The sequence below is a fragment of the Streptacidiphilus jiangxiensis genome, assembly GCF_900109465.1.
GTDB lineage: Bacteria > Actinomycetota > Actinomycetes > Streptomycetales > Streptomycetaceae > Streptacidiphilus > Streptacidiphilus jiangxiensis.
The window spans coordinates 51,599-72,288 of record NZ_FOAZ01000032.1; the positions used below are offsets into that span (position 1 = coordinate 51,599).

At 72.7% G+C, this 20,690-nt stretch carries 20 protein-coding genes; 6 read left to right on the forward strand and 14 right to left on the reverse strand.

The annotated features are described in order from the left end of the window. Window positions 1–240: 240 nt before the first annotated feature. Window positions 241–3,123, forward strand: coding sequence for an ATP-binding protein (locus tag BMY61_RS38480; RefSeq protein WP_052439026.1), 2,883 nt, complete (start codon window positions 241–243; stop codon window positions 3,121–3,123). Here the strand turns inward: BMY61_RS38480 and BMY61_RS38485 are convergent. Continuing rightward, entirely contained in the window at window positions 3,111–3,521 is a 411-nt protein-coding gene (locus BMY61_RS38485; protein WP_042452804.1) for a DUF3291 domain-containing protein, read from the reverse strand. The genes BMY61_RS38480 and BMY61_RS38485 overlap by 13 nt on opposite strands. Before the next feature lie 97 nt (window positions 3,522–3,618). Here BMY61_RS38485 and BMY61_RS38490 point away from each other — a divergent pair, with 97 nt between their 5' ends. Beyond that, window positions 3,619–4,248, forward strand: coding sequence for a MerR family transcriptional regulator (locus BMY61_RS38490; RefSeq protein ID WP_042452802.1), 630 nt, complete (start codon window positions 3,619–3,621; stop codon window positions 4,246–4,248). Window positions 4,249–4,505: 257 nt separating this feature from the next. Here the strand turns inward: BMY61_RS38490 and BMY61_RS38495 are convergent, their stop codons facing one another. Further along, entirely contained in the window at window positions 4,506–5,861 is a 1,356-nt protein-coding gene (locus tag BMY61_RS38495; RefSeq protein ID WP_042452800.1) for an aldehyde dehydrogenase family protein, read from the reverse strand. A 176-nt stretch (window positions 5,862–6,037) separates the two neighbouring features. Beyond that, window positions 6,038–6,736, reverse strand: coding sequence for a type 1 glutamine amidotransferase domain-containing protein (locus BMY61_RS38500; protein ID WP_042452798.1), 699 nt, complete (start codon window positions 6,734–6,736; stop codon window positions 6,038–6,040). A gap of 220 nt (window positions 6,737–6,956) precedes the next feature. Between BMY61_RS38500 and BMY61_RS38505 the strand changes: the two genes are divergently transcribed. The 3 genes from BMY61_RS38505 (at window position 6,957) to BMY61_RS38515 (ending at window position 9,326) form a co-directional block, all read left to right on the forward strand. After that, the gene (locus tag BMY61_RS38505; RefSeq protein ID WP_042452795.1) at window positions 6,957–7,970 is read left to right on the forward strand and encodes a LysR family transcriptional regulator; all 1,014 of its coding nucleotides are present in this window, start codon (window positions 6,957–6,959) and stop codon (window positions 7,968–7,970) included. A gap of 94 nt (window positions 7,971–8,064) precedes the next feature. Further along, window positions 8,065–8,532 (forward strand): nuclear transport factor 2 family protein, encoded by a 468-nt coding sequence (locus tag BMY61_RS38510; RefSeq protein WP_042452793.1) that lies wholly within the window; start codon window positions 8,065–8,067, stop codon window positions 8,530–8,532. After that, window positions 8,529–9,326, forward strand: coding sequence for an SGNH/GDSL hydrolase family protein (locus BMY61_RS38515; RefSeq protein ID WP_042452791.1), 798 nt, complete (start codon window positions 8,529–8,531; stop codon window positions 9,324–9,326). The genes BMY61_RS38510 and BMY61_RS38515 overlap by 4 nt, the downstream gene beginning before the upstream one ends. A gap of 91 nt (window positions 9,327–9,417) precedes the next feature. On the opposite strand, the gene BMY61_RS38520 is transcribed toward BMY61_RS38515, so the two are convergent. From BMY61_RS38520 to BMY61_RS38535, 4 genes are all read right to left on the reverse strand, one after another. Then, entirely contained in the window at window positions 9,418–10,044 is a 627-nt protein-coding gene (locus BMY61_RS38520) for a PadR family transcriptional regulator (protein WP_042452790.1), read from the reverse strand. A 70-nt stretch (window positions 10,045–10,114) separates the two neighbouring features. After that, a complete protein-coding gene (locus BMY61_RS38525) occupies window positions 10,115–10,408 on the reverse strand; it encodes a DUF1905 domain-containing protein (protein ID WP_042452788.1) in 294 nt (97 codons plus the stop codon). A gap of 167 nt (window positions 10,409–10,575) precedes the next feature. After that, entirely contained in the window at window positions 10,576–11,964 is a 1,389-nt protein-coding gene (gene rho, locus BMY61_RS38530; RefSeq protein ID WP_082015290.1) for a transcription termination factor Rho, read from the reverse strand. 491 nt (window positions 11,965–12,455) lie between these two features. Next, window positions 12,456–13,097, reverse strand: coding sequence for a DUF1062 domain-containing protein (locus BMY61_RS38535; RefSeq protein ID WP_042452785.1), 642 nt, complete (start codon window positions 13,095–13,097; stop codon window positions 12,456–12,458). 214 nt (window positions 13,098–13,311) lie between these two features. Between BMY61_RS38535 and BMY61_RS38540 the strand changes: the two genes are divergently transcribed. Then, a complete protein-coding gene (locus tag BMY61_RS38540; protein ID WP_042452782.1) occupies window positions 13,312–14,067 on the forward strand; it encodes a DUF1963 domain-containing protein in 756 nt (251 codons plus the stop codon). A gap of 51 nt (window positions 14,068–14,118) precedes the next feature. Here BMY61_RS38540 and BMY61_RS38545 read toward each other — a convergent pair whose 3' ends face one another. The 7 genes from BMY61_RS38545 to BMY61_RS38575 form a co-directional block, all read right to left on the reverse strand. Continuing rightward, a complete protein-coding gene (locus BMY61_RS38545) occupies window positions 14,119–14,319 on the reverse strand; it encodes a hypothetical protein (protein ID WP_042452780.1) in 201 nt (66 codons plus the stop codon). 47 nt (window positions 14,320–14,366) lie between these two features. After that, window positions 14,367–15,599: a styrene monooxygenase/indole monooxygenase family protein gene (locus BMY61_RS38550; protein ID WP_042452779.1), complete on the reverse strand. Its 1,233-nt coding sequence runs from the start codon at window positions 15,597–15,599 to the stop codon at window positions 14,367–14,369. A 55-nt stretch (window positions 15,600–15,654) separates the two neighbouring features. Next, window positions 15,655–16,242 (reverse strand): GTP-binding protein, encoded by a 588-nt coding sequence (locus tag BMY61_RS38555; RefSeq protein WP_082015296.1) that lies wholly within the window; start codon window positions 16,240–16,242, stop codon window positions 15,655–15,657. 25 nt (window positions 16,243–16,267) lie between these two features. Continuing rightward, entirely contained in the window at window positions 16,268–16,675 is a 408-nt protein-coding gene (locus tag BMY61_RS38560) for a DUF742 domain-containing protein (protein ID WP_042452777.1), read from the reverse strand. After that, on the reverse strand, window positions 16,672–17,163 hold the full coding sequence (locus tag BMY61_RS38565) for a roadblock/LC7 domain-containing protein (RefSeq protein ID WP_052439024.1): 492 nt from the start codon (window positions 17,161–17,163) through the stop codon (window positions 16,672–16,674). Before BMY61_RS38565 ends, BMY61_RS38560 begins: the two co-directional genes overlap by 4 nt. Further along, on the reverse strand, window positions 17,160–18,443 hold the full coding sequence (locus BMY61_RS38570) for a sensor histidine kinase (RefSeq protein WP_075004226.1): 1,284 nt from the start codon (window positions 18,441–18,443) through the stop codon (window positions 17,160–17,162). Before BMY61_RS38570 ends, BMY61_RS38565 begins: the two co-directional genes overlap by 4 nt. A gap of 213 nt (window positions 18,444–18,656) precedes the next feature. After that, on the reverse strand, window positions 18,657–20,690 hold a 2,034-nt coding region (locus BMY61_RS38575), incomplete at its 5' end, for a ricin-type beta-trefoil lectin domain protein (protein ID WP_143094730.1).

Sequence of the window (20,690 nt, forward strand, 5' to 3'; positions counted from 1 at the left end):
GCGACCGGTCGGGTCTGCCCCCCGCGCAGACCCGACCGCTCACCGCGCGTCGCTGGTGACTCCAGCTTCGCCCCCCGCCGCGGGTCCACGCCACGGCGCAGACCTGGCGTTCGTCTGGCGTTTCGGGGCAACCGCGCCATAAGGTCAGCGACTGGACGCCTCGGGTCCGCTTCTGCCGCGACCAGCGGCACCGAGCGGCGACGAGCGCGAAGGGCACGAAGGACTCGAGGGACAGGGGCCGTGGTGGGAGGGGCTGGGTCGAGCCGGGCGGGGTCGTTCGGCGAGCTGCTGCGCGGTCACCGGCTGTGCGCAGGCTGGACGCAGGAAGATCTGGCCACGAAGTCCGGTGTCTCCGCGCACGCGATCAATGTGCTGGAGCGGGGCCGCCGCCGTCCGCGCCTGTCGTCCGTCGCCCGCCTCGCGGATGCGCTGGGCCTGGACGGCGGCGACCGGGAGCAGCTGATCGCCGCGGCAGCCACCGACCCGGACGGAGCCACCCCAGCAACGGCGGCCGGCCCGGCCGGCACCACAGGTACGGCCAGGCCCGCGCCCGGCTCCGGCTCCGGCTCCGGCTCCGGCTCCGGCTCCGGCTCCGGCTCCGGCTCCGGCTCCGGCTCCGGCTCCGGCTCCGGCTCCGGCGAGGGTGCCCGCTGCCAGCTGCCCGCCGACACGCGCCTGTTCACCGGCCGCGAGGCCGAGGTCGCCTGGCTCCTCGACGGCCTCGCACCGGACCCCGCCCTGGAGATCGTCGCCATCGACGGGATGGGCGGCGTCGGCAAGTCCGCCCTCGCCCTCCACGTCGCCCACCGCCTGCGCGACCGCTTCCCCGACGGCCAGCTCTTCATCGACCTGCACGGTCACACCCCCGGGCTCGAGCCGGTCAGCTCCGGGGAGGCGTTGGCCTGGCTGCTGCGCGGGCTCGGCGTCCCGGCATCCGCCGTCCCGCGCGACGAGCACGAGCGCGCTGCGCTGTACCGGCAGCGGCTCGCCGACACCCGCACACTCGTCGTGCTCGACAACGCCGTCGGCACCGCCCAGGTGCGGCCGCTGCTGCCGGGAACACCCGGCTGCCTGGTCCTGGTGACCAGCCGCAGGCGGCTGACCGGGCTGGACGAGGCCCGCCTGCTCGGCCTCGACGGTCTGCCCGACGACGAGGCCGCGGCACTGCTGCGCAAGGTCGCCGTCCACGATCTGACACCCGAGGACGAGACCTCCCTGGCCGAGCTGACGGCCCTGTGTGAGCGGATGCCGCTCGCGCTGCGGATCGCCGCCGCCCGCCTGCGGCACCGTCCCACTCTGCGCGTGCGCGGGCTCGTCGAGCAGTTGCGGGACGAGCAGGGCCGCCTGGACCAGCTGCGTGACGACGACCGGGACCTGGCGGCCGTCTACGAGTCCTCCTACCGGGCGCTGCCCGCGGGCGAGCGGCAGCTGTTCCGCCTGCTGGGCCTCGTCGTCGGCCCGGACTTCGACGTGTACGCCGCCGCCAACCTCGTCGCCGCCACCCCCGCGGCCGCGCAGCGGCGCCTGGAGGCGCTGCTCGACCACAACCTGGTCGCCGAGCACGCCCCCGGCCGCTACCGCTTCCACGACCTGACCAGGTTGTACGCGCGCAGCGTGCTCGCGCGCCGCGATCAGGCCGAGCAGGAGACCGCGCGGGAGCGGCTGCTCGACTTCTACGAGCACAGCGCCCGCGCGGCCGATCGGCATCTGCGGCGCCATGTACGTCCCGGCGGCGACGCGGAGGCAGGGGTGGCAGGCGCCTTCGCGCCCGTCGAACCGGACGGCGGGGTCGCCGCACTGGAGTGGTTCCGCTCCGAGCTGCCGAACCTGTTGGCCACCACGGAGTACCTGGCGACCGCGGCGCCCGCCAGGTCCAGGGCGATGTGCGGCGCCCTCGCCGCCTTCCTCCGACAGGAGGGCCACTGGGCCGAGGCGCTCGCCCTGCACACGGCGGCGGTGAGCCGCGCCCGGGAGGCGGGAGACCGCCTCGGCGAGGCGAACGCCCTGTACGACCTCACCCGTGCGCGGATCATCACCTCCGACTTCGGCGGCAGTGCCGAGGCGGTCGAACGGGCCCTCACGCTCTACCGTGAGCTCGGGGACCGGCTCGGCGAGGCGAACGCGCTGCAGGAGCAGGGGCGGGTGGTGATGATGACGGGCGACTACCACGGTGCGCTGAAGCCGCACCTGCGCGCCCTGGAGATCTTCCGCGAGCTCGACCAGCCGATGGGCCGGGCCTTCAGCCTGTGGGAGCTGGCTCGACTGCACCGGGTGTGGGGCGAGTCCCGGGAGGCGGCCGAGGCGCTCGACACCGCGCAGGCTCTGCTGGGGCGTCTCGGCCACCGGTTCGGTGAGACGGCGGTGGTGTGGGAGCTGGCCCAACTCCACCGGGATGTCGGCGATCTCCCGCAATGCCTGGACCTGTTGAACCGCGCCCGGGCCGGCTTCGAGGAGCTGGGCCACCGGCACGGCGTGGCCGCCTGCCTGTGGGAGGAGGGTCGGGTGCACACCGACATGGGCGACCACGGCCTGGCCGGCGGTTTCCTGGACCGGTCGTTGCAGATCTACAACACTCTCGGCGACCGCCAGGGCACCACGAACGTCCTGAACGCCCAGGGCAGGGTCCAGTACCTGACCGGACAGTGGTCCGCCGCGGCCGAGTCGCACCGCCTCGCGCTGCGGCTCAGCCGGGAGACCGGCTACGCGCTGGGCGAGGCCAATGCCATGGACGTGGGCGCCCGGCTGGCCGCGCGCGCCGGGGACCCGGCCCAGGCGCACGACCTGCTCGAGCGTGCTCTGACGATCTACCGGAACGCGGGCGACGCCCAGGGCGAGTCGGAGATCCTGGTCGCCGTCGGCGACCTCGCGCTCGCGGCCGGCCACCCGAGCGAGGCGCTGGCCGCCTACCGCCGGGCCGGTGACGCCGCCCGCGCGGCCGGCAGCCCGCTCCACGAGGCCCGTGCGCTCGACGGCGCCGCGCGCAGCAACCCCGACGACCCCGCAGCGGCCGAGGCGGACCGCATCCAGGCCCGGGAGCTCCACGCGCGCGCCGGCGTGACGCTCCCCCGGGAAGCTGCGGGTGGGGCAGCCGCGGGTGGGGAAACCGCGGGTCAGGAGGCCTGATCCACCGCCGGCTGCGCGGCGACGCGACGCCGGGCGTCGTCCCAGGAGATCGGCAGCTCGCCGACCGGGACCTCCCAGAAGGTGAAGACGGACTCGCGCATGGTGGGGTGCAGCTCGCGCATGATCGTCCGGTGCGGTTCGGCGGCCGCGAACGCGTTCAGCTGCTCACGACCCTCCCATGCCGAGAGGGTCCAGAAGGTGCGCCGCAGCGGCTGGGCCACCAGGGAGGCGCCGAGGGCTCCGCGCGCCTGACGCAGCTGCTTCCAGGCGGCGAGGGAGCGGAGGAAGAAGCGCGGCACGTCGCGCAGGGTGCGGACCTCGAAGCGGGAGGCCATCACGAGCGCGGTGGCGGTGCCGGGGGCGGGCTGATTCGGGGTCGTCCAAGGGATGGTGGGCATGGCCGTGCCTTCCTGGATCCGCGTCAACACATCGGATAGTTCCACTATCCATGATAGACAGTAGAACTATCCATAGGCGAGCGGAAAGCGAATCAGGATGCGGATCTCGGAACTCAGCCGTCGGAGCGGGGTCTCCGTGCCCACGATCAAGTACTACATCCGCGAGGAGTTGCTCCCAGCGGGCCGGCTCACCTCTCCGAACCAGGCCGACTACGACGAACAGCACCTGCGCCGCCTGCGGCTGATCCGCGCGCTGATCGGCGTGCGTGGCCTCTCCGTGGACGCGACGCGGCAGGTGCTGGGCGCGCTCGCGGAGCAGCAGGCCAGCCCGCACCTCGTCCTGGGCCTGGCTCTCGGCGTCATCCCGCCCGCCGAGGGCGAGGGCACGGCGGCGGAGGCGCCGACGGAGCAGGACGGCGCGGTCGACGCGCTGGTCCGGGAGCTCGGCTGGCAGGTCTACGAGGGCTCTCCCGCGCGCGCCGAGCTGGCCAGGACCATGGCCGGCCTGCGGGAGTTCGGCGTCGCGCTGGACTGGACCGGCCTGCTCCCCTACGCACGACTGGCGGAGCAGACGGCCCGTCTCGACCTGGACGCGCTGGAGGGCGCGCCCGATCCGCTGGAGATGGCCGAGCGCGCCGTCGTGCTGACGACCCTGCTGGAACCGGCCCTGATGGCGCTGCGCAGGCTCGCCCAGGAGGACGAGTCCGCCCGGCGCCACGGCGGCTGACGCCGCGCCCGGCCGTGACGGGCGCGCCTGGCGTGGCCACAGGGGGCGCGAGGCTCTGCTGATCTGCGGCTCCTCCCCCGCCTTGGGCCGGGAGATGCCCCCTGACTGGGAGCGAGAAGCCACCCTGGGCGCGACAAGCAACCCTGCGTGGTGAGTCGCTCAGCGAGCGGGGCCATCCGCACGCCGGTGGAGGCTCGCGCAGTTCCTCGGGCCCCTGACGCCTGCAACCGGCTGATCGCCGCCCGCGCAGGAAGCGGTCAGCCCAGGGGCACGTCGAGGCGGGCCTTGCGGTGGCTGAAGGTGGCGATCGAATGCTGCCCGTGGTAGGCGCCCATGCCGCTCTCGCCGACACCACCGAACGGCAGGGCCGGGACGCGCAGGTGGGCCATCGGCAGGCCGAAGCCGAGGCCGCCGCTGGACGTCTCGGCCGCGAGGCGCCGCCGGGTGGACTCGTCCTCCGTGAACCCGTACAGGGCCAGGGGCTTGTCGCGGTCGTTGACGAACGCGATCGCCTCCGTCAGGTCGGCGACGGTCACGATCGGCAGCACCGGACCGAAGATCTCCTCCTGCATCACCGGCTCGTCCGGGCGCACGTCCAGCAGCACCGTCGGCTCGATGTAGCGGTCCGCCCGGTCGGCGCGCCCGCCGAAGGCGGTGCGACCGGAGGCGAGCAGCGCGGCGACGCGGTCGAAGTGGCGCTCGTTGACCAGGCGTCCGTAGGCCGCCGAGGTCTGCGGGTCCGCGCCGAACAGGGCCTTGGTCGCGCGCTCCAACGCCTCGGCGAGGGCCGGCGCGGTGGCCGCGTCGGTCAGCACGTAGTCCGGGGCCACGCAGGTCTGGCCGGCGTTGCGGAACTTCGCGTCCGCCAGCCGCCGGGCGACGGCATCGACGTCCACGCCGCGGTCGACGAAGACCGGGGACTTGCCGCCGAGCTCGAGCGTGACGGGGGTCAGGTGCTCGGCGGCGGCCCGCATGACGATCCGGCCGACGGTGCCGTTGCCGGTGTAGAAGATGTGGTCGAAGCGCTGCGCCAGCAGCGCGGTGGTCTCGGCGACCCCGCCCTCGACCACGGTCACCGTCTCGGGATCGAGGTGGCGCGGGATCAGACGGGCCATCAACGCGGAGGTCGCGGGCGCCAGTTCGCTGGGCTTGGCCACTACCGTGTTCCCCGCCGCCAGCGCGCCCGCGATCGGGACCAGCAGCAGCTGGACGGGGTAGTTCCACGGCGCGATGACCAGGACGGTGCCGAGCGGCTCGTACGTGGCGCTCGCCGTGGTGCCCTCGGGCAGCCCCGCGAGCTCCTCGGCGGCGACCGGCTCGGGCGCGAGCCACTGCTCGAGGTGCGCCAGCGTGTGGTCGATCTCGCGGACGGGCAGGTCGATCTCGGCGGCACCGGCCTCCGCACGCGGCTTGCGCAGGTCCGCGTGGAGGGCGTCGGCGATCGCCTCACGGTTCTCGGTCAGCAGCGCGCGCAGGCGGCCGAGCTGCTCCCTGCGCCAGGCGAGCGGCTTGGTGCGGCCGCTGCGGTGGACCGCGCGGTGACGCGTGACGAGGGCGCCGGCGTCGGCCTCGGTGAAGAGCTGGGCGGCTTCGGGTGTCGGGGTGGTGCTCATGCTTCTGGTGCTTCCTGTGATGCGGCGCTGCCTGCCCAAGGGGGCCCGGTCGGCGGGTCGTCAGGGCGGTGGGCGCCCGCCGACCGGGAGGAGGAGGTGGAGCAGGACGAGCGCAGGAATGACGGCAGGGGTGGTCCGGGGCTGCGGTCAGGCCGGCTGCTCGAGCAACTCGCCGTTCAGGCCATCTGCTCGAGCAGCTGGACGGCGAGCGGCCCGGAGGAGGCAGGGTTCTGGCCGGTGACGAGGTTGCCGTCGACGACGACGTGCGGCAACCAGGGCTCGCCGACCTGCACCTCGACGCCCGCGTCGGTCAAGCGGTCCTGGAGCAGCCACTTCGCCCTGTCGGCAAGACCCGCCTGGGTCTCCTCCGCGTTGGTGAACGCGGCGATCCTTCGGCCCTTGAACGCGTTGCTTCCGTCCGCCTCGACGGCGGCCAGCAACGCGGCCGGCGCGTGACAGACGACGCCGAGCGGCTTGCCGGACTTCAGCGCGAGCGTCAGCAGCGAGCCGGAGACGGGGTCGACGGCCAGGTCCTCCATGGGCCCGTGCCCGCCGGGGTAGAAGACGGCGTCGTAGTCGTCGAGCACGACGTCCTCCAGCTTGACGGGGCGCTGGAGCTCCGCCATCGCCGCCAGGCCCTCGGCGACCTGCCGCGCCCCCTCCTCGCCGCCGTTGACCTGCGGCGCGAGGCTGCCGGCGTCGACGGTCGGCACCACGCCGCCCGGGGTGGCGACGGTGATCGTGTGGCCCGCACCGGTGAACGCCTCGTACGGCGCGACGGCCTCCTCGGCCCAGAAGCCGGTCGGGTGCCGGGTGCCGTCGGCGAGTGTCCAGTAGTCGACGCCGGTCATCACGAAAAGGATCTTCTTCGGCATGGTGCGGTCTCCGCTGCTCGGGTCCACTGATCGGGACCACTGATCGGGTCCACGCGCAGACGCTCAGGTCAGCGCGGTTCATGACCTCAAAGGTAGACTTCATCAAGCATCTGGACCAATAGAAATGCCGATGACCGGTATCGGTAGACCGATGGCTGATCTGCCTGGCCACAACGGTATCGCCACCCCGCCCCGGTCGCCTCTCCCCTACGCTCGAAGGGTGAGCAATCGGGATTCCCATGCCTCCGGCCCGCTGGACCTGAACCTGCTGCGCACCTTCCTTGCGGTCTACCGCAGCGGGTCGTTCACCGCTGCGGCAGCGCGGCTCGGCGTCTCGCAGCCCACCGTCACCGCGCAGATCCGTGCCTTGGAACAGCGGCTGGGCCAGGAGTTGTTCGACCGCCGCGCCCGCGGCGTCGCCGCGAACCCCTACGCCGACGAGCTCGCCGGGCAGCTGGCCGGGCCCCTGGACCAGCTCGCGGACGTGGCCGGCGCCGGGCCGGACCGCTCGCCGGAGCCCGTGCACCTGGCCGGACCGGCCGAGTTCCTGTGCACGGTGCTGCTCGGCGTGCTGGCACCGCTCGCCGCCGACGGTGTCCGGCTGCGGGTCGCCGTCGGGATGACCGATCCGCTGCTGGAGGAGCTGGCCGCCGGGCGCCACGACCTGGTGGTCGCCACCCAACGGCCGCGCGGGCGCACCCTGGAGGCCGAGCCGTTCGCCGACGAGGAGTTCGTCCTGGTCGCCGCCCCGACCTGGGCGGACCGGCTCGCCGCGGACCGAGCTGCTGCGGACGGGCCTGCTGCGGACGGGCCTGGCGGGGACGGGCCGGGCAGGGTCGGGCCGGGCGCGGACGGGTCGGGCCCGGACGAGCCAGCGGGCCGAGAGCTGCCCGACCTCCTCGCCGACGCGCCGATGGTCGCTTACGCCGAGGACCTGCCGATCGCCCGACGCTACTGGCGCCACGTCTTCGGCCGCCGCCTCCAGGCCCGGGCCGCCGTGACCGTCCCCGACCTGCGCGGTGTCCTCGCCGCGGTGACCGCGGGCGCGGGCTGGACGGTCCTGCCCAGCTACCTGTGCCGCACCGAAATCGCCTCAGGCGCGCTGCGCCTGCTGCACCGGCCGGAGGATCCACCCATCAACACCGCCTACCTGGTCCAGCGCCCCGGCCCCTCGCCCAACCCGCACGTCGCGCTGGTCCGCGAGCGCCTGCTCACGACGGCACGGTCCTGGTGAACGCACGATCCCCCGCCTCCCTCGACAGCGGTCGGACCACGCGGCTACGCTCACGGTGCGAGAAATACTCAACTTGTTGACTAGGGAGCAAGCCGTGCACCCCTTCCGCGCAGCCGTCGAGGCCGGTGACCACGACGCCCTGGAGGCGCTGCTGGCCGAGGACGTCGTCTTCACCAGTCCCGTCGTGTTCAAGCCCTACCCGGGCAAGGCCATCACCGCCGCGATCCTGCGCGGCGCCGGGCGGGTCTTCGAGGACCTCCGCTACGTCCGCGAGATCAACGGCGCCGACGACCGCGACCACGCCTTCGTCTTCAAGGCCACCGTCGACGGCCGCGAGGTGCACGGCTGCGACTTCCTGCACTTCGACGAGGACGGCCTGATCGACGAGTTCACGGTGATGGTCCGCCCGCTCTCCGGCGCGCAGGCCCTCGCCGCGGCCATGGGCGCCCAGTTCGAGCGGATCACCGCCGAGGCCCTGGAGGCCGCGGCGGCCGAGGCCGTGGCCCCGCACGCGCCCGGCGCCGCCGCCACGACCGACACGGCCGACACGGCCGGAGCGTGAGTGCGACGAGTCCTCGCTTCCGTCGCTACGTCGCCGTCGGGGACAGCCAGACCGAGGGCCTGGGCGACGGCGACGAGGCGACGGGCTGGCGGGGCTGGGCGGACCGCCTGGCCGAGACGATCGCACAACAGGAACCCGACCTGCTCTACGCCAACCTCGCCGTGCGCGGGCGCCTCGCCGGGCAGGTGCGGGCGGAGCAGCTCGCCCCTGCCCTGGCCCTGCAGCCGGACCTGGTCAGCGTGGTCGCCGGGATGAACGACCTGATGCGTCCAGGCGTCGACACGGCCGCCGTCACGGCCGACCTGGAGGCCATGTTCGTCGCCTTCACGGCCACGGGGGCACGGGTGCTGACCTTCACCTTTCCCGACATCGGCCGGATCGCGCCGCCGGCCCGCGCGCTGCGACCCCGGGTGCTCGACCTGAACGCCAGGATCCGCGCGGCCGCCGAGCGCCACGGCGTCGTGGTCGTCGACTTCTTCCCGCGGGCGGCGACGACCGATCCGCGCATGTGGAGTGCGGACCGGTTGCACGCCAGTCCGCTCGGCCACGCCCGGATCGCCGCGGCCGCGGCCGAGGCACTCCCGCTGCCCGGCAGCGACAGCGGCTGGGCCGAGCCCTTGCCGCCGCTGGCCCCCGTGGGCCTCCCGCGACGGGCCGTGCAGGAGGCGGCCTGGATCGGCAGCTTCCTCGGGCCCTGGCTGCTGCGCCGCGTACGCGGCCGCTCCTCGGGCGACGGGCGCACCGCGAAGCGCCCCGACCTGCGACCCGTCACGGCACCGCAGCCCGTGCGCTGAACAGGTGTCAGCCGCCCGGGCGACCGGACGCTCGGGCAACTGGACGCTCGGGCGGCCGGGCTGGACCGCGCGGACGCTCGGGCGGCCGAGGTCAGCCAGAACCCGGCGCGACAGCGGACTCGGCGCCGAGCGGCTCAGCGACCAGCGGAACAGCAGCGGCCGGCCGGCCGGCACGCCGGTCCAGGACGGCGAGCGCCTGCTCGCACCAACGCTGGTTCTCACGCTCGAACGACAGGCCGCGCATCAGCGTCAGATAGGGGCCGACGCGCTCAGCCACGGCCAGGTAGTCGTCCTCGAAGCGGCCGTCCAGCAGCCTCGCCCGCAACCGCTCGTAGCGCGCGACCTTGGCCTGCGCCGACGCAAGGCGCTCGCCCAACGCCGTCCGCACGGCCTCCGCGTCGCCCGCGTCGACGGCCTGCACCTGCACGAGCAGCTCGTCACGGATCGCGGACGGCCGAGGCGCGGCCGCGGTGAACTCCCGCAGCGCCGCGCGGCCGGCCTCGGTCAAGGAGAAAAGGCGCTTGTTCGGCCGCCGCTCCTGCTCGACGACACGGGCGCGGATCAGCCCCTCGGCCGCCATCCGGTCCAGCTCCCGGTAGAGCTGCTGGGGCGTGGCCATCCAGAAGTTGGCCACGGACGCGTCGAAGGCCTTGGCCAGGTCGTACCCCGAGGCCTCGCCCTCGAGCAGGGTCGACATGATCGCGTTGCGCAGTGCCATGCGCCCAGCCTATCGGCGCACGGTCGTCGAGACGACTAATCGTGGAGTTGTCCACTCCGGCTCGCTCGGCCTACCGGCCGAGCTGGACCGTCATCTCCACGCGTACCTCGTCGCCCGTCCGCAGGCCCTCCGGGAGGCGGACCGCGTTCTTGACGGGCAGCAGGTAGGCGCCGTCTTTCGGGAAGAGCGAGGTCGTGAACGCGGTGCCGCCGATCCTGGCCTCGACGGGGATCACGCCCCAGCCGTAGCTGGCCCGGGTGGCGACCTCACGGATGTCGGCGGAGGGCTCGTCGGGCACGGCGACGAAGTAGTACGGCGCAGGCCCGCGCCACTCGAACACGCGACCGTCGAAAACGAGGTCCACAGGCCTGTCCTCCCACACGTGCCGTCCATCGCCGCCGAATCCCGCTCAGCGTAGAGCCCTGCGCCAACAGCCAGGCGGTCACGGCAGCAGGGCGGCGGGCTCCAGCTCCGGCGCGGCGCGGCGATGGCGGGCGCCGAGGCGCGTCAACGGTTCGTTGAAATTTGCCGTCAGCTCGCATCCGGCCGCGGGGCGGTGGTGGCGACGGTGCGCAGGAACTCCGTGTTGCCCGGGGACTGCTTCAGGCGGTCCAGCAGCAGTTCGGTGGCCTGCTGGGTGTCGAGGGCGCTGAGCACGCGGCGCAGCGTGCGCACGCCGGGTGTGCGGGCGGCGCCGAGGAGCAACTCCTCGCGCCGGGTGCCGGACGCCTTCGCGTCGACGGCCGGGAAGATCCGCTTCTCGGCGAGCCGGCGGTCCAGGCGCAGCTCCATGTTGCCGGTGCTCTTGAACTCCTCGAAGATCAGGTCGTCCATCTTGGAGCCCGTGTCGACCAGGGCCGTGGCGATGATCGTCAGAGAGCCGCCGTTCTCCACGTTGCGGGCGGCGCCGAAGAACCTCTTCGGCTTGTGCAGCGCGGCGGCGTCGACACCGCCGCTGAGGATGCGCCCGGAGGCGGGCGCGGCCGTGTTGTAGGCGCGGGCCAGTCGGGTGATCGAGTCGAGCAGCACCACGACGTCCTGCCCGAGCTCGACCAGCCGCTTGGCGCGCTCGATCGCGAGCTCCGCCAGCGCGATGTGCTCGCGGGCCGGCCGGTCGAAGGTGGAGGCGAGCACCTCGCCCCGGACCGAGCGCCGCATGTCGGTGACCTCCTCGGGTCGCTCGTCGATGAGCAGCACCATCAGGTGCGCGTCGGGGTGGTTGCGGTTCACGGCGGCGGCGATCGCCTGCAGGACGACGGTCTTGCCGGTCTTGGGCGGCGCGACGACCAGGCCGCGCTGGCCCTTGCCGATGGGCGCGACCAGATCGATCAGCCGGGTGCTGAGCAGGCCCTGGTCGGTCTCCAGGCGCAGTTGCTCGGTGGGGTGCAGGGGCGTCAGGTCGGCGAAGTCCGCCCGCACCCGCGCCCGCTCGGGCGCCTGGCCGTTGACGGTCTCGATCCGGGCGAGCCCAGGACGGCGCTCCTGCTTGCCACCGCGCCCGTTCTTCACGGCGGGCGCGGCGCCGGCGACGGCGCCGGTGATGGCGTCACCGGTGCGCAGCCCGAGGTTGCGGACTTGAGCCTGCGACACGAACAGATCCCCCGGCCCGGGTTGGTATCCGGAGACGCGCAGGAAGGCGTTGCCGTCCCTGATGTCGAGAACACCGGAGACGTGATCGGGGTCGGTGGGAGCGGGGGCACGCTCGGGAGCCGGCTTCTCGGCGGCCCGCTTGGCGGTGATGGCTTCGACGAGCTCACCCTTGCGCAGCCGACCGGCGCCGGTGACGCCGAGGGAGGTCGCGAGCTGGTGCAGCTCGGCACGGAGGAGGTGGTCGAGTGAGGGTTCGATGACGGTGGTCATGAGAGAAATCCACTTCTGTGTAAGGCGAAGGAGCCCACGCCGAGAGACGGCGGTGGACATGCGGCATCACGGAGTCCTCACGTGATGCGCTGCGATGCGTGTACGTGTGACGTGTGTCTGGTCTGCTTGGTGTGTCTGGTGGAACAAACCCGGCGGCAGTCAGATACCTGGCCGAAGCTCTACCGCGAACACTCGCGGGAGCAGACGGAGGCGACAGCGCTCCGTTGCCTCCAATGTAGCAGAACACTTCCCCCGTGTTGTCAAATCCCCGGATCGGGGCAGCCGGCCCCGATCCGGGAAGGGGACCGCCCGGTCCGTCACCCCAGCGGCTCCCCGGTCAGGGGGAAGGCGGCACGCGGGGTCGTTCCGGGGCCGTGGCTGCCGCGTGGGCCGAAGGTCTCCATCGACGCGGCCGGAGGCGGCCACTCCTGCCGCCTCCGGCCGGTCGGGACACCGCCTGGCCGCGTGCCACTCTCCCGCGCTGAACATTCCTCTCCTTCAGGGATCTTGTCGCGGAAGAGCAACACCGGCCAGAGCCCGGAACCCGGCCTCTACGCGCCCGCGCGCATCGCGAGCGTCGGCTGCGGGAGCCGTTCCCGGGTGTGTGCCACGGCGCCGGCCGAGCCCGCCGTGCGCACGGTGAGCTCGAAGTCCCGGTGGGCCTTGGCGTCCAGGGCGTAGGGGACGCAGATCCGGCCGTCGCCGACCATGCGCCGGACGGCACTGCGGCTCAGGCCGAGGCCGAGCATGAGCAGACGTTCGACCCGGACCGGTGCCGGCAGGTCGAAGACGACCCGTACCGTGAGCGGGGTCGGGTCGTCGAGGGAGTGGAGCGGCGTGCGGGCCTCCACCGTCCAGCTGTCGGTCCAGTCCAGGCGGTAGCCGTTCCTGGTGGCCAGTGAGGCGTTCATCGTCAACTCCCGCACCACGGCCGCGTCGTTGTTCTCGTACGCGACGAGGCGCTCGGGGTCCAGGGAGGAGACGTGCGCGCGCTCGTGGACGGTCACCTTCGACGTCCGGTCGCAGCGGACGCAACTCAGCAGGAGCCAGACGTCCAGCAGCTTTCCGCTCGCGTTGACGCGGATCTTCCCCGAGGGCCGGTGCCGGTTGCCGGAGCAGTCCGGGCACGGACGCACGATGGTGGGCAGGGCTGACTGACGCACGGCCCAACGGGCCTTGCGGTCGGTATTCATATGATGGTGATTGCTTTCAGCAGGATCCGACGGATGCACACGTGGGCGCGTCTGATCGGCTCGCGGCCGAGTGGTCAGGCAACGAGGTCGATCGCGCGACAAGGTGGTTGGTGCTACGTGGCAGCCGTCACAGGTCCATGCGGCCGATCTTGGTGGAGCCCCCGCGCCACGGGCAACTCATTTTCTGTCGGAGCCGGGTGGAAGACTCTCGGTCATGGAGCAGAAGGTCCCTGACACCGTAGAACCCGGGTCGATCTCGGCCGTCGTGCGTGCCGGGCTCGGGGCGGAGGAGGCCGGGCGCCTCCTGGCGCTCGTGAGGCCATCCGTGGGCTTCACCGTTCGGCCCGACCTCGCTGACGCGGAGAGTGTGATCGGAGGGGCCCCGTCGGCCCCCGAGTCGTTCGTGTGGCCCGATTACCAGGGCGAGCCGATGCTCCTCCTCGCGCAGGTGGACTGCGGCCAGGCGGCCCGCCTGCTCGGCGAGGACTGGACCCTGCCCGCGGACGGGCGTCTGCTGTTCTTCCACGACGACGACTTCAGCGCCCGGTTCAGCTTCGACGACGGCGACGACGGTTGCCGGGTCCTGCACGTGCCCGCCGGCGCCGAGGCCATGACCGAGCAAGGGCGGGGCCGCGTCATACCGGCCCTGCCGCTGGAGGCCCGCGCGCTCCCGTCCGTGCCGGGCTGGGAGGAGACGGAGGCGTACGACGCCGCCGGCGGTGACGTCATGGCGCTGCTCGCCCTGGACGAGGCACTGTCGGCGCTGCTGCCACGCCCGCGCCATCGCCTGCTGGGCTGGTGCGACACGGGCGACACCCCACGCCCCCAGGGGCACCGGCCGCTGCTGCAGTTGGAAGCGGAGGCGGGCACCGCCTGGGGCGAGGTCGTCAACGTCTCCTTCTGGATCCGCGAGGGGGACCTGCGGACGGGAGACCTCAGCCGGGTCCGTCGGTCCTACGAGGTCGCCTGACGCCACACCGTCGGCGAGGCCGTCGGCGGCGGCCGCCCGGGCGGTGTGGGGTCAGCCGGTCCGGTTGGCGGGGTGGGCGAGTCGGTCGAGGACGTCCGACGCGCGGGGATGGCCCAGGCCGTCGAGGACGGTGTGGGCGTCGCGCCAGTGGCGCCGGGCCTCCGCCGCGCGCCCGAGGGCCGCGGCGACCTGGCCCAGGACGTCGAGACAGATCCCCTCGTCGACCTGGTTCCCGGTCGCGCGTGTGGTCACCAGCGCGCGGGCCGCGTGGCGGGGCGGCCCGGCTGCGGACGGGCGGCTCAGCTCACCGAGGCGAGGTACGCCGAGGCGGCGTCCGGGGTGAAGAACCAGTTCGGGAAGTCCGACGGGTTGTCGAAGCCGTTGGCGAAGCGGTCGGCGACGGCCGGGATCTGCCCGGCGGCGCCGATGAGCTGGAGGACGTGCTCCGGGGGCGGGGCCAGCATCGCGTTGGTCCAGGCGGTGACGTCGCTCGCGGTCTCGGTCCAGAACGTCTCGAAGGCCTGCTCCATGAAGGCCCGGTCGAACGGGGCGTCGCCGTGGGCGCGGATGGAGGCGAGGTAGGAGGTGGCGCACTTGGACGCGGTGTTGGAGCCCTGCCCGGTGATCGGGTCGTTGGCGACGACGACGTCGGCGACACCCAGGACCACGCCGCCGCCGGGAAGTTCGCCGACGGGACGGCGGACGGTCGGGGCGTAGCGGCCGGCGAGGGTGGCGCGGGCGTCGGTGAGTTCGACGCCGCCGCGGGTGCGCTCGTACTCCCACGGGGTGTAGGTGCGCATGAGGTCGAGGGTGCGGTGCAGGTGCTCCTCCGGGTCCAGCGCGGGCTCGAAGACGTCGAGCGGGCCGCCGGGGACGCCCTCCCAGAAGAGGATGTCGCACGGGCCGGAGAGGGTGAGCGCGGGGATGACGAAGAGCTCGCCGACGCCGGGCACCAGGTTGCAGCGGACACCCGGGTAGTCGTGCTCGGGGCGCGGGGCCAGGCCGTGGACGTAGGAGACGGCCAGGGCGCGCTGCGGTGCACTGTACGGGGAGCGCTGCGGGTCGCGGGCGAACATGGAGACCAGCTCGCCCTTGCCGGCGGCGACCACGGTCAGGTCGTAGCCGCGGACGAGGTAGTCGAGGTCGGAGACGGTGACGCCGTTGACGACGACCTTGCCGCCGCGCTCGGCGAAGAGCTCCAGCCAGCCGGGCATCTTGACGCGCTGGTCGACGGACTGTGCGTAGCCGTCGAGGCGGCCGATCCAGTCGATGACGCGGGCGGCCTCGGGGCCGCTGACGGAGACGCCGAGGCCCCGGGCCTGCGGGGCCTCGGCCTCCCACAGGTTCAGGCCGAGGTCGCGCTCGTGCTGCAGCGAGGTGGCGAACATGCACTGGGTGGACATCACCCGGCCGCCGCGCACCTCGTCGGGGGTGCGGTCGGTCATGACGGTGACGTCGTGTCCGTCGCTCTGCAGGCCGAGCGCGAGCTGAAGGCCGGACTGGCCGGCGCCGACGACGAGGATTCTCGCCACGTTTGTGCTCCTGGTGGTGATGGGGTTGGTGCGTGGTGCTGCTCTGCGGTCCGGCTCAGAGGTCCGAGACGGCCAGGGTGTGCTGGACGAGGGCGGCCAGCGTGAGTGCCGAGGAGGCGCGCGAGCGGGCGTCGCAGCGCAGCAGCGGGACGTCCGGGTCGAGGCTGAGCGCGTCACGGATGTCGGCGTCGGTGTAGCCGGGCGCCCCGTCGAACTCGTTGACGGCCACCACGAACGGCAGGCCGCTGCTCTCGAAGTAGTCCACGGCGGGGAACGCGTCGGCCAGTTGCCGGGTGTCGACGAGAACGACCGCGCCCACGGCGCCGCGGGCGAGGTCGTCCCACATGAACCAGAAGCGCCGCTGGCCGGGCGCGCCGAACAGGTAGAGCACCAGGTCCGGGCCGATGTGGAGGCGGCCGAAGTCCATGGCCACGGTGGTGGTGGTCTTGCCGCTGCCGGGGGTGAGCTCGTCGGTACCGCTGCCGGCGTCCGTCATGATCGCCTCGGTGCGCAACGGGGTGATCTCCGAGACCGAGCCGACCATGGTGGTCTTGCCGACGCCGAAGCCGCCCGCGATCACGATCTTCGCGGAGGTGACCGGGAGTTCGGTGAGCGGGATGCCGGGCGTGGTCACCGCGTCCAGCGGAACCTCCCTGCGCGTGGTGACGTCAGGCCAGGTCACGAAGGCCTCCGAGGATCCTTTCGAGCACCACGCGGTTGGGGCGGGCGGGCACGCCGATGGGCGAGCCGCCGGAGCCGACGCTGACGGTGGCTCCGTGGACGCGGATACGCCCGGCGTCGACGAGGTCGCTGACCCAGACGCGGACCACGCCGAGCGGCAGGCGCAGCAGCGCGGAGACCTCGGCGATGGAGCGCATCTGACCCTGGCACAGGCCGCAGATCCGCTCCAGCTCGGGCAGCGCCGCGGTGGCGGGCTGTCCGGCCCAGGCGGCGTGCACGGGGCGCTGTTCGACGGCGGAGATCAGCGTCTCGACCAGCAGTACCTGGCCGAAGCGAGTGCGTCCGCCCGTCAACGCGTAGGGGCGCACGCGCAACGAGCGCGCGGGGACGGTCATCGGGTCGCCTCCTGGGCCTGGGCCAACGCCTGCACCCCGAGAGCACCGGCCGCCCCGAGACCACCGGCCGCGCCGACGGCACCGGCAACCCCGGCCGCGTCGGCGCGGACGTGCGCGGTCAGGACGTGTCCGGCCTGTTCGACGAGGCGGGCCATCTGGAAGGCGGCGATGCTCAGGTCGCAGTCCTCGGCGGTGTACGCGGCCAGGCAGGCGGTGCGGTCGACGGCCATCAGGATCAGCGTGCCGTTCTCCAGTGTGACCACGGTCCGCTTGAGGGTGCCGAGGTCGAGCAGTGCGGTCAGGCCGGCGGCGAGGCCGTTGATGCCGGCCACGAAGGTCGCCAGCTCCTCGGCCGGACAGTGCTCGTCCACCGCGACGAGTGGCAGGCCGTCGGTCGAGGCCAGGGCCAGGGCGCGCAGGCCGGGCGTGGCCGAGAGCACGTCACCGAGCAGCCATTGCAGGCGCAGCTGGGGGTTCGCCTGGGTCATGCCTTGTGGTCCTCCTCGCGCGGGGCTGCGGCCGCGCGCAGTCCGTTCTGGAAGCCGCCGAGGCGGCGGCGGAGCTCGTCCGCGGCGGCACCGGCGTCCGAGGGACGCCGGGCGGTCGCGGGGTCGGTGCTGTGCTCGGTGAGGTGCGCGCGCTGACCGCTCTCGCCCTTCACCCGCTTGGGGAGTCCGCCTGCGACCGCGGGGCCGCCGCCGGTCGCGGCCCGGCGGGCGCCGGGCACGGCGGCGAGGGTCGGACCGCCGGGCCGGTGCGGACCGGTCGGACGCGCCGCTCCGACGGGAGCGGGGACGGGGATACCGGCCGGGACCTGTCCGGCGGGTGCGGGCGCGGGCGGTTCGACCAGCAGGCCCGCCGGGAGCGCGACCAGGGCCGTGGTGCCGTCGCCGCCCGCGCTGCTGCGCAGTTGGACGCGCAGACCGAGGCGTCGGCTGAGCAGGGTGACCACGCGCAGGCCGAGGGAGCGGCCGGTGCCGTGGCCGACGTCGTAGCCGTCGCCGGGATCGGCGAGGGCGTGGTTGGCCTGACGCAGCATCGTCTCGGTCATGCCGATGCCCCGGTCGGCGACGGAGACCATGACCTCGCCGCTGTCGAGGTGCCAGGCGGTGACGGTGACGGCCTCGGTGGGCGGGGAGAAGGCGGTGCCGTTGTCGAGCAGCTCGGCCAGGACGTGGCTGAGGTCGTCGGCGACCTCGGGACGCAGGTGGACCGGCGGCAGCGCGGTCAGGTGGACGCGCTCGTAGCGCTCGATCTCGGACAGGGCGGCGCGCAGCACGTCCAGCAGGGAGGCGGGGGCACCGGGGCGGGCGGGGCGCTGCTGGTCGCCGCCGGACAGCAGCAGCATGTTCTCGCTGTTGCGGCGCATCCGGGTGGCGAGGTGGTCGAGCTGGTAGAGCTGCTCCAGCCGCAGGGAGTCGGACTCCATCTCCTCCAGACCCTCCAGGCTGCCGAGCTGACGCTCGACCAGTGCGAGCGAGCGCAGGGCGAGGTTGGCGAGGACCTCGCCGCCCTCGCTGCGGCTGCGGCGCAGGGCCTCGGCGGCGTCCTGGAGTTCCTGGGTGAGCCGGACGTTGTGCTGCTGAGCCTGACCGTGGGCGCGTTCCAGGTCGTCGTAGGCCCGACGCAGCCCGTCCATGGCGGTGTTCCGGGCGACCTGTTCGCGCCGGTCGGCTCTGCGGGCGCGCAGCTGCCACAGGAGTAGCGCCAGCAGGATGACGACCACGGCGAGGGACGCGAGAGCCGCATCGGCGTTGGGTGTGGACACGTAACCCCACAGTTCGGCGCAGCAGCTAGCGCATCGGAAGCAATCGGAACTTATGTCACGCCCATCACATCATACGATTGATTCCGGATTCCACTCCCGTTGCCCGAGGCAACGTCAACTCTCTTTTGTTCCATGCCTGTTCACCAGTCAAGACAGCCCCATTGGGACTGCCTTGAGCTGATGCGTACGCGTCATGTAGGGTCGGTCAGCCGGTCACGGGTAGCTGGTGAGGTCCGCAACCGTCGAGCCGCTGCGCACCGACGCCCCGGTCCCGTTGACGATGTGGGTGATGGTGCCGGTTCCGCCGAGCGAGACATCCATGGCGTCGTGGAGCGCCACACCCGACGTCGTCGGCACCTCGATTGCATGGTCGGCGACCACGCTCGGGTCGACATTGAAGTAGCAGTAGACGCCCAGCCCCCAGGCCTGGTGGTCGGTGACGCCCGGGGCCACCTCGTAGGAGGCCCAGCCGTCACTGCCGCCGTTCGTCCAGGCCGCCTGGTTCGGCGGGTCGTAGGGCATCTCGGACTGGTAGAAGTAGGTCCGGCCGCCGTTGCCGTTCCACTGCACCTGGTACTGCTGGTAGTGCTCCACGGCCAGCCCGTACATGGTGACGTCGGCTCCGTTGACGACCAGTCCGTTCGCGGCCGTGTTGCTGGTCCAGCCGACACCGGAGCCGTGGTCGGCGCGCCACAGCCACAGGTCGTCGCCGATCGTGTTGTTCGCGTTGACCTGGAGCGTCTGCGTCGCCTTGCCGACGGCCGCGCCGCCGATGCGGAAGTAGACGTCGGAGAGCACGTTCGGGTCCGCGGAGTGGTCCGCCGAGGCGCCGGCCGGGCCGATCTGCACGAGCGAGGGCGAGTTGGTCGGACCGGCGTCGACGATGAGGCCGGCGATACGTACTCCGCCCACGTCGTCGGTGGAGATCGCGGTGACGCCGTTGTTCGCGACGAGGGTCGCCAGGCCCAGCCCCAGCACGACGGTGTCGGCGCGGGTGATGTGCAGGGTGTCGCTCAGTTGGTACACGCCGGGCGTGAAGATGAGGTTCTTGCCCGCCGCCAGGGCGGCGTTCAGCGTCGCCGAGGTGTCGGACGGGGTGGCGATGTAGAAGGCGCTCAGCGGCAGCGAGGTACCGGCCGGGGTCCGGCCGTTCGTCCAGTCGGCGCCGGTGGAGTTGCTGCGCTGCGAGGGGACGAAGACGTCGTAGTTGCCGGAGCCGTCGACGTACAGGCTCGGCTTCTCCACGCTCACCGGGGTCTGGCCGACAGCGGTGTAGGGCGGGCTCGGGAAGCTCTGCGCGGGCGCGCCCGTGTCGCCGACGAAGACCATGTTCCAGTTGGACCCGGTCCAGCTGCCGAACTCGTCGTTGCGCGAGAGCCACTGCTGCTGACTACCGGAGTTGACCTGCCCGTCCACCTTGGCGTCGCCGAGGAACCCGCCGCTGGACCAGCCACCGTTGTCGTCGAGGACGACATTGCCCTCGATGTGGACGCGACGCATCGGCGAAGCCTGGGAGACGGCCCACTTGGTGCTGCCGGAGGAGGGGTTGATCGTGAGGTTCTCGACACCGCGCCAGAAGTTCTCGGTCGCGTTGCCGCCGTTCCACTGCGCGTCGGCGTTGACGCCGCCACCGGTGATGACGGTGCTGTCCGGCGACTGCCCGAGACCCAGCACCTGGGTGTAGAAGCCGACGTTGACGTTGACGTCGTAGCTGCCCGGCTTGAACAGCAGCGCGTAGCGGCTGCCGCCGAACTGGTTCGACTGCTGCTGGCTGTAGACGGAGTCCAGTTGACTCTGGATCGAGGCGGCGGACATGGAGGGGTCGAAGACCAGCACGTTGGGCCCGAAGGGGTTGCCGGCCGTGGAGGTGGTGGGCAGGGTCCACTGCTGGTTGGCGTTGCCGGAGCAGGACCAGATCTGGGACTGCGTGCCCGGCGTGGTCGACCAGTTCGTGTCGTCCAGACACCTGCCCGACTGCGGGTTCAGCAACGACCCGTTCGACTGCGGCTGCCACACCTGCGCACCCGTCCCGTTGCAGTCGTACAGATCCACCGCCGTCCCGTCAGCGGTCCCACCACCGTTCACGTCCAGACACTTGCCCAGCACCCGCAACGTCCCGTCCGAACCCACCGTCCACTGCTGCGCCGCCGTCCCGTTGCACGTGTACACCTGCACCGGATTGAAATTCGCCGTCGACGCCGAACGATCATCCAGACACAGACCCCCGTACCCCACCACCTGACCGGT